The sequence below is a fragment of the Acidovorax sp. GW823-FHT01C06 genome (genome assembly GCF_058798375.1).
In genome coordinates, this window is sequence record NZ_JBXAKN010000003.1 from 151,428 (window position 1) to 163,842 (window position 12,415).

The window sequence follows — 12,415 nt, forward strand, 5'->3', positions numbered from 1 at the left end:
CGGCGGCCCTCCACGGCGGTGCAGCCGAGGATTCCCTCCTGTAAATCCCTGTTCGGGATTTACTTGAACGAAATCAACAGCTTGCACAGGTGATTATTTTTGATAAGTAAGCATACCGTGGTACCCTTCGCCCCCATGTCCCGATGGCTTTGCACCCTCCTCCTGGTCTGCGCAACCTCTGCCCAGGCTGCGCCGCAAGCGGCAAACCCCGACGATATGGACCGGTTCATCACCGACAAAGGTCTGCTCACGCGGCTGGAGGACGTGAGCCACCGGGTGGCCGACAAGGCCCATACGGTGGCGGACCGCGCGTCCGGGCTCGTGGTGAACGCCATGGGATTCCTGGGCGTACCGTACAAGCGGGGAGGAAACAGCGCGGAAACCGGCTTCGACTGCAGCGGCTTCGTGCGGGCCATGTACGAGCAGACCGTGGGCCTGCTGCTACCCCGCCGGGCCGACCAGCAGGCTGCCGCCACCCAGGTCATTGACAAGAAGGAACTTCAGCCCGGGGATCTGGTGTTCTTCAACACCATGCGCCGCAACTTCAGCCATGTGGGCATCTACGTGGGGGACAACAAGTTCATCCACGCTCCCCGCAGCGGCGCCGAAATCCGCGTGGAAGACATGGGCGTGGCTTACTGGGCACGCCGCTTCAACGGCGCCCGCCGCGTCGCGGGCTCGGGCAGCGACGACCTCGCGCAAGCCAAATAGCAACCACGCCGCGCCGCTCACCCGCCCGGCCACGATGTCCCCTTGCAGGCTCCCTGCCTGCGGCTAGCGTTTGATCTCGTACACCGTCTCGGTGCTGCGGATCGGACCCCCCACCACATTCACCGGGCCTATCGACGGGTCGCGCAGCATGGCCTTGGCCTTGGCCATGTCTGCCTGGTACGTGGCGCGTGCCTGGGATTCGCAGCTGCGGCGGTCCGCCGAGGGCATGGCCCGGCATTCCTCCAGGCTCACCTTCAACCCACCGCCGGCTTCGCGGATGGCGGTCTGGTAGCGCTGCTGGGGCGTGGTGTCCGGTACCGCGCCGCGGGACAGCGAGGCCTCGTCGCCACTTTGGGCCGCGGCGGTCGTGGGCCCCGCCAATGCCGCCCCCAGCGCGAGCACCGCCACAAACACCAGGGGGAAGGAACGGGTCTTGAAATTTGTTGTCATCGGTCTTCCTTTCAGTGGAGACGCTTCACTGTATGGCGCCGCCGGTCCCGCAGGCGGCAAGTACCCGCCGCGCCGTGGTGTCGGACGGGACCCACAGCCGACCCCTTCATGACGCCGGACCTCGCTTTCCACCCTCACCCGTGTCGGGAACCCGCGCCCCGCAATGGGACGCGCACAGTGCGCGTTGTCCGACAAGCTGGCCGCGCGCGCGCTCCTTAGAGTGGGCAGATCGCGTCGCAGCATGCAGGGGAAACATCATGGGAACATTGCTAGGAACATTGCTGGTGGGTTTGATGGTCGGGCTTCTGGCCCGTGCCCTGAAACCCGGGGAGGACAAACTCGGATGGATATTGACCGCGCTGCTGGGGGTGGCGGGCTCGTTTCTCGCCACCTATCTGGGTTTGGCGATGGGCTGGTATGCACAAGGGGAAGCCGCTGGCTGGATCGCGTCGGTCGTGGGGGCCATGCTGCTTCTGGCCGCGTTCACCCTCGTCAAGGGAAAAACCTGAAACGGCTGCTGAAGAATCTCCTTGCGCGGCCACGGGCGTTGCCCTTTGCCAACCACCACCGCATCAGGTACAACCCGCCCATGCCCACTTCCTTGCAAATGGCGGCCGGCAACGCGGCCCTCACCGCTGCCGTGCAGCGCAGCCGCAAATTGCTGCATCGGCGCGCATTGGTCGCGGCGGCCGCCAGTTCCCTGCCCGTGCCAGGGCTCGACTGGGCCGTGGACGCGGCGCTGCTGTCCCGCCTGCTTCCGCAGATCAACGCCGAGTTCGGCCTGTCCGCGCAGCAGATCGACCAGCTCGATCCGCACAAGCGCGAGCAGGTGCAGAAGGCCGTGGCCCTCGTGGGCTCCGTGCTGATCGGCAAGCTGGTCACGCGCGAGCTGGTCATCCGGGCCACTCAGACCGTGGGCGTGCGCCTGACCGCCAAGCAGGCGGCGAAGTACGTGCCGCTGGCGGGCCAGGCGGTGGCCGCGGGCATCGGCTATGCCACGCTGCGCTACCTGGGCGAGCAGCACCTGCGCGACTGCGTGCGCGTGGTGCGGGAGGTCGGCCTGCAGCTGCCCGCCCCCGCCCGCACCTAGCGTGGCCTGACCTCGCTTACTCCGCCGCGCAGACGAAGCTGCTGGCATCCTCCACGCTGCCCGAGCCCTTGTATTTGGCGAACTTCGGGTAGGCACACAAGGGCCGTGTGCGATTGGGCATGTCGGTGCTGGCAGGCAGTGCCTTGGCGGCAAGGGTCTCGGGTGCCACGCCCTTCTCCACCCAGTCCACCATGGCCTGGATCGAATCGAAATTGTCCGTGGCCGGGCCGCCCGAGCAGTGGTTCATGCCGGGCACCAGGAACGTGCGCGCGAAACCCTGCGTGGCCGCGATACCTCCGTGGTGGGACGCCAGGCGCTCGTAGTAGTCCAGGGTGTCCAGCGCCGAGAAGATCGGGTCGGACATGCCATGGATGAACAGCATCTTGCCGCCGCGCTGCTTGAACGCGGCGAGCTTGTCGTCGCGGTACGTGTCGTAGATGGCCGAGTAGGCCTCCATGCGCGCGGGGTCGGTGTCGAAGTTGAACGTCAGCGGGTTGAACGTGAGGTCCGGCGGGGTGAGGAATTCGTTGACCAGGGCATCCACCATCAGCGTGATGTAGCGCGCATCCGGCGTGGCGGTGGTGGAGCTGCCCAGCGTCCAGCTGCGCCAGCCCGGGGCGGCCAGGCCCGGGTCCCACGGCTGGCCCGCATACAGCGCCTGGCCGGCCGAGTTGCGCGGGCCCGCGAACACGCTCTTGAGCGCCCCTACCTGGGCGCTGCTCAGGCAGTCGGCCTGCTTGCCGCCGCGGCACTGGAGCACGGCGGGGTCGAACTGGCAGGCCTTGACGTTGTTCACCATGCCGTCGGCCACGCCATCGGCGGCATCGCACGACGCCTTCACGCCGTTGGCCACCAGCTGGAGGTCGGCATTGCTGAAGGCCTGCGACAGGATGCGCTTGCCCGCCGCGTCCTGCGGGGCGATGGCGTTGAACTGAATGGTGTTCCACATCGCCGCCACCGTGGCGCCGCTCGACACGCGCATGGCGGGCGCGCCGGCGGTGATGGCGTCGAAGTAGTCCGGGAACCGCTGCGAGAACATCATGCCCTGGCGCCCGCCGCCCGAGCAGCCCGAGAAGTACGAATGGTCGGGCCTGCGGCCATAAAGGGTCGAGATCAGCGACTTGGCGGCCACGGCCGTCTTGTCGTAGGAGTTGTAGGCATGGTCGATGCGCGCCTGCGGGTCCGCCCCGAAGCTGGCCGACGTGCCGCTGTGCCCCGCGTCGGTGGAGACCACCGCGAAGCCCTGCCCCAGCGGCGACGGCGTGCCGCCCGAGATGCTGGAGCTGAGGGAGGTGTCGCGCAGGATGCCGTCATTGCCGCCGCCACCGATGAACAGGAAACGCCCGTTCCATTGGTCCGGCAGGCTCAGCTGGAAGCCGATGGCGTAGTTCTTCCCATCGACGCCCACGCGGGGGTTGATGCTGCCCGTGACCACGCAGTGGCCGGGCAGGAAGGCGCCGGTGCTGGCGCCGCCCGGCCGCCTGGTGTCCGCCGCCACGTAGCTCGCCGTGAGCGTGGTGGCCGCGAGGCCCGCCTGGCTGGGCAGCGCAGCGCAGGCCGCCGCCGGGGTGGCGGGCTGGGCCGAGGCATCGCCATTGCCGCCGCCGCAGGCCGCCATCAACAAGGGCATGGCAAGCGCGGCGGGGACGGCCTGGCGGCGCAGCCGGGATGGGCGTGCGGCCGTGGAGGCGGGTGGCAAGGCCCGCGAGGCATGGGCAAAAGGCATGGCGTATGTCTCCTGAGGTGGTGGGTGGGGTGTTTGTGCTGTGTGGCGCCGGGGATGCAGGGCGCAGCGCTGACAGGGCGCGGCTGCGCCGTGGCGCCGGCCGCCCGCGTGCGCAGGTGCAGGAGTGCTGGAGGTGGCCTGGGTGGGGCCTGAGCGGCGTCAACCGCTCTGCCGCGCTGTCAGCCCATCAATCCGCCTTGAAGCCCGTGGCGGCCACGGCCTTGCCCCAGGTGACCGTGTCGGCGGCGATGGTGCGGGCAAAGTCCTGCTGGCTCGTGCCCGTCACGCGGAAACCCGCCTCCTCCATCTTGGCCCGGCCCTCGGGCGACTGCACGGCCTTGACGATGTCGGCATTGAGCCTGGCGATGATCTCCGGCGGCGTCTTGGCGGGTGCCACGATGCCGAACCACGAGGAGAACTCCAGGTTGGCGTAGCCCTGCTCCTTGATGGTGGGCACGTCCGGCAGCGTGTTGGTGCGGGTGGCGCCCGTGGTGCCCAGCGCGGCCAGCTTGCCGGCCTTCACGTTGGGGGCGGCCAGGCCCACGCTGGCGAACACCCCCTGCACGTCGCCGCTGAACAGCCCGCCCAGCGCATCGGCCGTGTTCTTGTAGTGCACCGGCTCGGGCTTGAGCTTGACCGCATCGCCGAACATGAAGGCGCCAAAGTGGCCGGGCGTGCCCGCGCCGAAGGTGGCCAGGAACAGGCCCTTTTGCTGCTTGGTCCAGTCCACGAACTCCTTCACGTTGCGCGCCGGCACCTTCTGTGGATTGACCAGCAGCACGAAGTCGGAGGTGACCACCTGGCTCACGGCCGTGAAGTCCTTGGCCGGGTCGTAGGGCAGCTTGTTGTAGCTGCTGGGCGCAATGCTGAGCTGGCCCGTTTCACCCAGCATCAGCGTGTAGCCGTCGGGCGCGGCACGCGCCGCTTCGCCCGCCGCGATCAGCCCGCCCGCGCCGGGCTTGTTGTCCACGATCACGCCCGTGTTGCCCCAGCCCTCGGACAGCTTTTGTGCCAGCAGGCGCGCCACGATGTCCGGCCCCGTGCCCGCCGGAAAGCCCACGATGATGCGCACGGGCTTGCTGGGGTACGTGGCTGCCCCCTGCGCCTGGGCTCCGGCCCAGGGCATCAGCCCTGCGAGCATGGCGGCGGCCAGAAGGGCGCGGCGTGGCGTGGCGACGAAAGAGGTGGGCTTGGCAGTGGTCTTCATGGATGTCTCCAGGTTTCTTGTACGTTGGGAAGATTCAAAAATTCAGAAATTGCCCGGTGTGCCGGACGCTAGCGCAGCTCAAAAAAGCGCATGGCCACGGCGTCCGGGTAGCGCGCGCCGGTACCGACGAACATGCGCTCGGCGATCCAGGAGAGCGCCGGTGACGCCGTCTCGAAGCTCGGGCTGCAGCGGAAATAGACTTGCGCCGGGTCCACCGCCTCGCCGCGCACCAGGCGGGCGATCAGCTCGGCCGAGCCGGAGCGCACGGCCCGGTTTTGTACGTAGATGAGATCGCCACCATCGGTTTCGAGCACGTAGCGGGCGTCCAGCTCGGACAGCCGGTCGTTCACGATGAGCTGGAAGTCCGCACCGCCGGGCAGCACCCGTGCGCGCCAGCCGTCGCCAGAGGCGCTGCCGCCCAGGATGGGAATCAGCCGGCGCAGCCCGTGCACGGTGTGGCCCACTTCCTGGGGGGTGCCGACCTCCACGCGCAGGTCGGCAAAAAATCGGAATTGCGGGTCGGGCAAGGGGATGAGATCAGGCATGGGACCTAGCGTAAGTCCCGTTGCCACCCAAGCCTGTCATCCCAGAGGATGACGGGATAACCCGGGCTTTCGGCGACGGAATCGGGGGCGTTTTCAGCGCACACTCCACGCTTTCGGCAACGAACACTCCAATTTCCGACTTTTCCCATGCGGCAGTGGCTCCCCCCTTCCTTGCAGAAAGCACCCGGCCGGCAGGTGCTGCAAAACCCCGCCAGCGAGACCCTGGCGAGCATGGTTCACCGCCTGGGCGGCAACGGCTTTGCCAAGAAGCTTCTGCAGGACCTGGAGCCCGTGCTGCCTGCGGCCTCGTGGTCGGTGTACCGCACGGGCCACCGCTGCAAGCCCACGCTGTTCATGTCGGCCAGCCGGGGCGTGCCCGACACCACGCAGGATTGCTGGTGGGCGTACCTCTCGGGCCCCTACCGCAGCGATAGCACCTGGGGCCGGGCTTTTGATGAAGCACCGTTTGCCCAGCCCGAGACGCGGCTGTGCCACGTCACGGCCACCGAGGTGGAGGGCGAACACCGTGCCCGGGTGTATGAGGCCCACGGCGTGGCCGAGCGCGTGTCGGTGGTCGAATACGAAAGCGATGGCTCGGTGTTCGCCGTCAACTTCTACCGCCACCAGCACCAGCGGGCGTTCAGCGACCGGCAGATCGGCGCGTTCGAGTCCGTGGCGCCCGTGCTGCTGGCCCTCACGCGCAAACACATTGTTCTGTCGCACCCGTTTCCACCCACAGCCACGGCTGCCTGGCGAACAGAGGACAGCCGCCCAGGCCCGGCAACGTTGACCGTGAATACATCGGGCGCCCCCGCACTCCTGCCAGCCGGCGCCGCACTCGCCCCGCTGGCCGCCGATGGGCTGCCGGTGCTGCGCATGCGCCTGGTGCGTCTGCAGGCCGAGCTGACCGACCGCGAACTGGACGTGTGTGCCCGGCTGCTGCAGGGCATGACGCACGAGGGCATCGCCAGCGACCTGGGCCTGAGCGTGCCCACCGTCAAGACCTACCGCAACCGCGCCTTCGCGCGCCTGGGCATCCACTTTCGCAACGAGCTGTTTGCGCGGGTGCTGGGCGGGTAAAAGTGTAGATTCCGGTGAACTGTTGAAACACGTCTCACACTCCCTGCGCGCCGCATTCACTGAACAAACGTTCGGCGAGCCTACAAGCGCCTCGCACACACGCTCGCGCTCAAGAGAAGGAACACCCCCCTCAAACAAACCAGCGCCTCGAAAACCGCTTGATGTCCCACCAATCCACAACCAATCACACCACAGGGAGAATTCGAGTTATGCCCACCTGCAAAAGCGCACTTTGGGGTGCCGTCGGCTTGCTGATCGTGCAGCCCCTTTTTATGCAGAACGCCCATGCCCAGCAAAGCCGTCACGTGCCTGCCTACGACAAGGCCCAGACCCGGACGGTACTCGACCGTAGCGTCTTCTACCTGCCGCTGTTCGGTGCCGTGTACCGCGACAAATTCACCGCGCTGCTGCCGCGCCATCCCAGCTTGCGCGGACTCATCATCCACAATCACGGCTGCGGCGGCATGTGGGGTTGGGAAACCACCGTGGCCCAGTTCTACTACCGGGAAGGTTTCGCGGTCATCACTCCCGAGTTCGTGACCCGTGAGGGCAACAAGCTGGGTTGTCCCGGTGGTTCCTCTGAGGAAATGCTCAAGCGCGCGGCAGAACGTGCCCGTGAGGGCGTGTACCAGGCGATCAACCCGGCACGGCTTGATGCGCGGGGCGACGACATTGCGGAAGTCATCCGCTGGTTCAAGGCCCACTCGAATCTGCCCATTTTCTTGAGCGGCCACAGCGAAGGCTGCCGCACCACCTACCACTGGGACCGCGCCGATCCGCAGGTCGCTGGAGGCATCTGTCACAAGCAGAGCGTGAACCGGCAGTACGAACACCTGTGGAAGTGGGACACGCGGCTGCCCATGTGGTCTTCCATCGAAGACGAGGACCCCTGGGCTGGGGGCAGCAAGCAACACCCGGCCGTGGGATTTCAGGAAAAATTCAAAAACAACCCCGAGAACCTCACCGAGTTCCGCTACCCCGGCAACAGCCATGATCCGCTGGTGCGCCAGGGCGAAGGGCAGAGCTTGCGCGAATGGCTCAACAAGCGGGTGGCCGCTCCGGCGCTGAAGGTGCAGAACGGGTTCAACTACGAAGATGTGCTACCTGCGGTGCAGGAAGCGGTGAGCCGTTCAGCACGCTGATCGCGTGGAGTCTTGGCGCCATGAAAAGTCGCAGAGACTCACCAAGTCTTGGCGGTGCTGCTGCTTCTCCCATCTTCCACGCTGGAATGTCCAATGACGTTCCAGCGCGTCCAGCCCAATCGCAAACCGGATGGTAGAAACGATGGTGGATAAAAACAAAAAAGCGCCCCGAAAGGCGCTTGTTTGCTTACTGACTGGCGGAGAGGGCGGGATTCGAACCCGCGGTGGGGATTAGCCCACACACGCTTTCCAGGCGTGCGACTTAAACCGCTCATCCACCTCTCCGAAGCCTTCGATTATAGCCACAGGAAATCGCATGTTCGGGCTAAACGCGATGTTTGTTCAAAAAAGCCTGCCTTCCTGGCCCCGCTACTCCGCCACCTGCTGCCCCAGCAGGATGCGCTGCTCCAGGAAGCGCCACATGCGCTCGTCCTGGCTGAACGACACGTTGAAGCGCAGCCAGCCCGTGGGGCGCGGCTCCACCAGGAACAACTGGCCCGGGCCGAGCATGATGCCCGCGCCCGTGGCCTCCTTCGACAGCTCCGCGCTGTCGGGCAGATCGGGGTGGCGGGCCCACAGGTACATGCCCGCCTCGGGCTCATGGAAGAGCTCGAAGCCCAGGTTCAGCAACCGCCGCCCCACCACACCGTGCGCCTCGGCCAGGCGCTCGCGCAGGGACTTGAGGTGCTTGCGCCAGCGGCCATCCGTCACCACGCCGAAGGTGATGCGCTCGGTGATCTCGGACGATGTGAGCCCCGAGATCATCTTGAGCTGCACCAGCTCGTCCAGCAGGTCGCCCCGCGCCGCCACGAAGCCCGTGCGCAGGTTCGGCGAGATGGTCTTGGAGAAGCTGCCCAGGTAGATCACCCGGCGCAACTGGTCCAGGCTGGCGAGCGAGGGGCGCACGCCGGTGTCCATATCGGCATAGATGTCGTTCTCGACCAGCATGAAACCATGCTGCTCGGCCAACTGCAGCAGGCGGTGCAGATGCGCCACCGAGGCCACCGAGCAGGTCGGGCTCTGCAGGCGCGGCTGCGTGAAGAACACCGTGGGCTTGTGCGCGGCCAGCAGGGCTTCCAGCGCGAGCAGGTCATAGCCCCCCGCCGTGCGCGGCACCCCTACCGGGTGCGCGCCCGCGAAGCGCAGCATGAACAGCAGGTTGGGATAGCCGGGGTCATCCACCAGCACCACATCGCCGGGTTTGACGAGGCGCCGCGCCACGAGGTCGAGCGCCTGGCTGGAGCCCTGCGTGAGCAGCACCTGGTCGGCGTCCACCGCCAGATGGTGCTCGGCCAGCGACTCGGCCACCACCATGCGCAGCGCCATGTGGCCATGCGGCAGGCCATAGCCGTCGAGCTCGGGGCCGTCGGAAGACAGCTGGCGCATGCTGCGGCGCACGGCATCGCCGAACAGCCAGTCGTGCGGCAGCCAGCCGCAGCCCGGTTTCATGGGCAGGTTGCGGTTTTCAAAGATCTGCTTGAGGTACCAGCGTGCGTCAAAACGGGGCACCGGCCGCTCCTGAGGCCCGGCGCCGGGCACGGCGCCTTCTTCGCTGCGGCGCTTCACGAAGAAACCCGCATTGGCGCGCGACACCAGCCAGCCTTGCGCCACCAGGCGGTCGTAGGCCTCGACCACGGTGAACACGCTCACGCCATGGGCGGCGGCAAAGGCACGGATGGAGGGCAGTTTGCTGCCGGGCTTGAGCACCTGCCCGGCGATGAGACCCCGAAGACCATCGACGATCTGGCTGACCAGGGGAGTCTGGAGGTCCGGGCTGAGAGTGAGCATCAGGAGAGCCAAAAAGGGGGCGAATTGTGCACCGACTTGGCGCACACCAGATCAGGGATTGCCTGTACAGGATTCTAGACCTGCACAGTGCGCGCAAAACCGCACCCCGCTGTACATGGACGGTGCGCGGCGCGGCTTCCAGAATTCGCCCATTCCTTCATTCCGTGTTCACACCACCGCCCACCGCCATGCAGCAAGACCGCCACTTCACCAACGCCGCCCTCCTCGCCCGCCGCCATGCCGCCGTGGCCCGGGGCGTCGGCCAGGCCCACGACATCTTCGTCCAGAAGGCCCGCAACGCCGAACTGTGGGATGTGGAGGGCCGCCGCTTCATCGACTTCGCCGGCGGCATCGCCGTGCTCAACACCGGCCACCTGCACGCGGGTGTGATCGCCGCCGTGAAGGCACAGCTCGACCTGTACACCCACACCTGCTTCCAGGTGGTGGCGTACGAGCCCTACGTGGAAGTGTGCGAGCGCCTGAACACCCTGGCCCCGGGTGCGTTTGCCAAGAAGAGCCTGCTGCTCACCACCGGCGCCGAGGCCGTGGAAAACGCCATCAAGATCGCCCGCGCCCACACCCGGCGCCCCGGCGTGATCGCCTTCACGGGCGGCTACCACGGCCGCACCAACCTCACGCTGGGCCTGACCGGCAAAGTGGTGCCGTACAAGACGGGGTTTGGCCCCTTCCCCGGCGAGGTGTACCACGCCCTCTTCCCCAACGCACTGCATGGCATCAGCGTGGAGCAGGCGCTGCACTCGGTGGAGCTGATCTTCAAGAACGACATCGAGCCCGAGCGTGTGGCGGCCTTCATTCTTGAGCCCGTGCAGGGCGAAGGCGGCTTCTACGTGGCGCCACCCGAATTCATCACCGGACTCAAGGCCCTGGCAGACCGCCATGGCATCCTGCTGATCGCCGACGAAGTGCAGACCGGCGCAGGCCGCACCGGCACCTGGTTTGCGTGCGAGCAGTGGCCCGTGGCGCCGGACCTCATCACCACCGCGAAATCGCTGGCGGGCGGCTTTCCGCTGTCGGGGGTGGTGGGCCGCGCCGACGTCATCGACGCCCCGGCGGCCGGTGGCCTGGGCGGCACCTACGCGGGCAGCCCCGTCGCCTGCGCCGCAGCGCTGGCCGTGATCGAAGCCTTTGAGAAAGAAAACCTGCTGGCCCGCAGCCAGGACATGGGCGCGCTGCTGGTCAGGGCGCTGAAAGGCATGGCCGCCAAAGTACCCGCCATCGGCGACGTGCGCGGGCTGGGCGCGATGGTGGCCATCGAGCTGTTCGAGAACGGCGATGTCCACCGCCCCGACGCCGCGCTGACCAAGAAAGTCGTCGCCGAGGCCGCCCAGCGCGGGCTCATCCTGCTGTCGTGCGGAACCTACGGCAACGTGATCCGCATCCTGGTGCCGCTGACCGCCTCCAACGAGTTGCTCGACGAGGGCCTGGCCATCCTGGCCGACAGCTTTGCCGCGCTGGGCTGACATGCGGCCCGGCGTTCATTCTGCTTACAAGGTGCCCCCAACCATGAACCCATCGGCAGAGCCCCTGGTCCGCTTCAGCGGCGTGCAAAAGACGTACGACGGAGAACAACTGGTGGTGCGCGCGCTGGACCTGGACATCCAGCGCGGCGAGTTCCTGAGCCTGCTGGGGCCCTCGGGCTCGGGCAAGACCACCACGCTGATGATGCTGGCGGGGTTTGAGTCCCCCACCGCGGGCGACATCCTGCTCGATGGCAAGCAGATCACCGGCACGCCGCCCCACAAGCGCAACTTCGGCATGGTGTTCCAGAACTACGCGCTGTTCCCGCACCTCACCGTGGGGCAGAACGTGGCCTACCCGCTCACCGTGCGCAAGGTGCCCAGGGCCGAGCAGGCCGACCGCGTGAAGAAGGCCCTGGACATGGTGCGCCTGACCGGCATGGCCGACCGCCTGCCCGCGCGTCTGTCAGGGGGGCAGCAGCAACGCGTGGCCCTGGCCCGCGCCCTGGTGTTCAACCCCCAGCTCGTGCTGATGGATGAGCCGTTGGGCGCCCTGGACAAGCAGCTGCGCGAACACATGCAGATCGAGCTGAAGGAGCTGCACCGCCAGCTGGGCGTGACCTTCGTGTACGTGACCCACGACCAGGGCGAGGCGCTGACCATGAGCGACCGCGTGGCCGTGTTCAACGAAGGCGTCATCCAGCAGCTGGCCAGCGTGGAGGCGCTGTATGAAACCCCCGCCAACCGCTTCGTGGCCGGTTTCGTGGGCGACAGCACGGTGCTCACCGGCACCCTGCAGGGCGCGGGCGCCGAGACGGCCATCCAGCTGCCGGGCGGCCACCTGCTGCCCGGTGTCAACGTGAACCAGACCGCCCGGGGCGCCCCCGTGCAGGCCTGCGTGCGGCCCGAGCGCATCGTGCTGCACCCGCACTCGCACTACCCCAGGGGCTCGGCCGTCCCGGCGACCGTGGCGCGCACCATTTACTACGGCGACCACCAGCGCCTGATGTGCGACCTGGGCCACGGCCAGGAGCAGGCCGTGGTGAAACTGCCCCTGAACCCCACCGGCACGGGCATGCATCCGCAGCCGGGCGATGCCGTGCTGCTGGAGTTTCCACCGGCCTCCACGCGCATCTATGCCGTTTGAGCACTGTCCCCACACCCCCCTTTTCCGAGCCCTGTCCCCGAGTCCCCGTTC

The 12,415-nt window shown here is 67.3% G+C and carries 12 protein-coding genes and 1 tRNA gene; 7 read left to right on the forward strand and 6 right to left on the reverse strand.

Translation table 11 applies throughout. The features are described 5' to 3' along the window. Positions 1-135: 135 nt before the first annotated feature. On the forward strand, positions 136-711 hold the full coding sequence (locus AC1RCS_RS08860) for a C40 family peptidase (RefSeq protein WP_218295060.1): 576 nt from the start codon (positions 136-138) through the stop codon (positions 709-711). Between the two features lie 63 nt (positions 712-774). Here the strand turns inward: AC1RCS_RS08860 and AC1RCS_RS08865 are convergent, their stop codons facing one another. Continuing rightward, complete coding sequence (locus AC1RCS_RS08865) at positions 775-1,161, reverse strand: hypothetical protein (protein WP_218295061.1); 387 nt, start codon at positions 1,159-1,161, stop codon at positions 775-777. Positions 1,162-1,418: 257 nt separating this feature from the next. On the opposite strand from AC1RCS_RS08865, the gene AC1RCS_RS08870 reads away from it, so the two are divergent. Both AC1RCS_RS08870 and AC1RCS_RS08875 read left to right on the forward strand, forming a co-directional pair. After that, positions 1,419-1,670, forward strand: a complete 252-nt coding sequence (locus AC1RCS_RS08870; RefSeq protein WP_218295062.1) for a GlsB/YeaQ/YmgE family stress response membrane protein — start codon at positions 1,419-1,421, stop codon at positions 1,668-1,670. A gap of 80 nt (positions 1,671-1,750) precedes the next feature. After that, positions 1,751-2,251, forward strand: coding sequence for a hypothetical protein (locus AC1RCS_RS08875; protein ID WP_218295063.1), 501 nt, complete (start codon positions 1,751-1,753; stop codon positions 2,249-2,251). A 16-nt stretch (positions 2,252-2,267) separates the two neighbouring features. Here AC1RCS_RS08875 and AC1RCS_RS08880 read toward each other — a convergent pair whose 3' ends face one another. The 3 genes from AC1RCS_RS08880 to AC1RCS_RS08890 all read right to left on the reverse strand — a co-directional run bounded on the left by AC1RCS_RS08880 (position 2,268) and on the right by AC1RCS_RS08890 (position 5,729). Further along, positions 2,268-3,977 carry a tannase/feruloyl esterase family alpha/beta hydrolase gene (locus tag AC1RCS_RS08880; protein ID WP_492245933.1) on the reverse strand — a complete coding sequence of 570 codons (1,710 nt, stop codon included), beginning with the start codon at positions 3,975-3,977 and terminating at the stop codon, positions 2,268-2,270. A gap of 187 nt (positions 3,978-4,164) precedes the next feature. Continuing rightward, on the reverse strand, positions 4,165-5,184 hold the full coding sequence (locus AC1RCS_RS08885) for a Bug family tripartite tricarboxylate transporter substrate binding protein (protein WP_492245932.1): 1,020 nt from the start codon (positions 5,182-5,184) through the stop codon (positions 4,165-4,167). 68 nt (positions 5,185-5,252) lie between these two features. Then, the gene (locus AC1RCS_RS08890) at positions 5,253-5,729 is read right to left on the reverse strand and encodes a DUF3237 domain-containing protein (protein ID WP_492245931.1); all 477 of its coding nucleotides are present in this window, start codon (positions 5,727-5,729) and stop codon (positions 5,253-5,255) included. A gap of 147 nt (positions 5,730-5,876) precedes the next feature. Between AC1RCS_RS08890 and AC1RCS_RS08895 the strand changes: the two genes are divergently transcribed. Together AC1RCS_RS08895 and AC1RCS_RS08900 are read left to right on the forward strand one after the other, a co-directional pair. After that, the gene (locus AC1RCS_RS08895; protein ID WP_492245930.1) at positions 5,877-6,809 is read left to right on the forward strand and encodes a helix-turn-helix transcriptional regulator; all 933 of its coding nucleotides are present in this window, start codon (positions 5,877-5,879) and stop codon (positions 6,807-6,809) included. Between the two features lie 209 nt (positions 6,810-7,018). Further along, positions 7,019-7,951, forward strand: coding sequence for an alpha/beta fold hydrolase (locus AC1RCS_RS08900; protein WP_492245929.1), 933 nt, complete (start codon positions 7,019-7,021; stop codon positions 7,949-7,951). A gap of 195 nt (positions 7,952-8,146) precedes the next feature. On the opposite strand, the gene AC1RCS_RS08905 is transcribed toward AC1RCS_RS08900, so the two are convergent. Continuing rightward, positions 8,147-8,236 (reverse strand) — tRNA-Ser (locus AC1RCS_RS08905). Between the two features lie 84 nt (positions 8,237-8,320). After that, complete coding sequence (locus AC1RCS_RS08910; protein ID WP_218295179.1) at positions 8,321-9,739, reverse strand: aminotransferase-like domain-containing protein; 1,419 nt, start codon at positions 9,737-9,739, stop codon at positions 8,321-8,323. A 188-nt stretch (positions 9,740-9,927) separates the two neighbouring features. Between AC1RCS_RS08910 and gabT the strand changes: the two genes are divergently transcribed. Next, positions 9,928-11,220 carry a 4-aminobutyrate--2-oxoglutarate transaminase gene (gene gabT / locus AC1RCS_RS08915; RefSeq protein WP_218338696.1) on the forward strand — a complete coding sequence of 431 codons (1,293 nt, stop codon included), beginning with the start codon at positions 9,928-9,930 and terminating at the stop codon, positions 11,218-11,220. 43 nt (positions 11,221-11,263) lie between these two features. Further along, positions 11,264-12,364 carry an ABC transporter ATP-binding protein gene (locus tag AC1RCS_RS08920; RefSeq protein ID WP_218295181.1) on the forward strand — a complete coding sequence of 367 codons (1,101 nt, stop codon included), beginning with the start codon at positions 11,264-11,266 and terminating at the stop codon, positions 12,362-12,364. Positions 12,365-12,415 lie beyond the last annotated feature (51 nt).

Coding starts and splice junctions, on each gene's coding strand:
- AC1RCS_RS08910 (WP_218295179.1), bottom strand. CDS start 9,739: ATGCTCACTCTCAGCCCGGACCTCCAGACTCCCCTGGTCAGCCAGATC.
- AC1RCS_RS08895 (WP_492245930.1), top strand. CDS start 5,877: ATGCGGCAGTGGCTCCCCCCTTCCTTGCAGAAAGCACCCGGCCGGCAG.
- AC1RCS_RS08890 (WP_492245931.1), bottom strand. CDS start 5,729: ATGCCTGATCTCATCCCCTTGCCCGACCCGCAATTCCGATTTTTTGCC.
- AC1RCS_RS08860 (WP_218295060.1), top strand. CDS start 136: ATGTCCCGATGGCTTTGCACCCTCCTCCTGGTCTGCGCAACCTCTGCC.
- AC1RCS_RS08885 (WP_492245932.1), bottom strand. CDS start 5,184: ATGAAGACCACTGCCAAGCCCACCTCTTTCGTCGCCACGCCACGCCGC.
- AC1RCS_RS08870 (WP_218295062.1), top strand. CDS start 1,419: ATGGGAACATTGCTAGGAACATTGCTGGTGGGTTTGATGGTCGGGCTT.
- AC1RCS_RS08865 (WP_218295061.1), bottom strand. CDS start 1,161: ATGACAACAAATTTCAAGACCCGTTCCTTCCCCCTGGTGTTTGTGGCG.
- AC1RCS_RS08900 (WP_492245929.1), top strand. CDS start 7,019: ATGCCCACCTGCAAAAGCGCACTTTGGGGTGCCGTCGGCTTGCTGATC.
- AC1RCS_RS08875 (WP_218295063.1), top strand. CDS start 1,751: ATGCCCACTTCCTTGCAAATGGCGGCCGGCAACGCGGCCCTCACCGCT.
- AC1RCS_RS08880 (WP_492245933.1), bottom strand. CDS start 3,977: ATGCCTTTTGCCCATGCCTCGCGGGCCTTGCCACCCGCCTCCACGGCC.
- AC1RCS_RS08920 (WP_218295181.1), top strand. CDS start 11,264: ATGAACCCATCGGCAGAGCCCCTGGTCCGCTTCAGCGGCGTGCAAAAG.
- gabT (WP_218338696.1), top strand. CDS start 9,928: ATGCAGCAAGACCGCCACTTCACCAACGCCGCCCTCCTCGCCCGCCGC.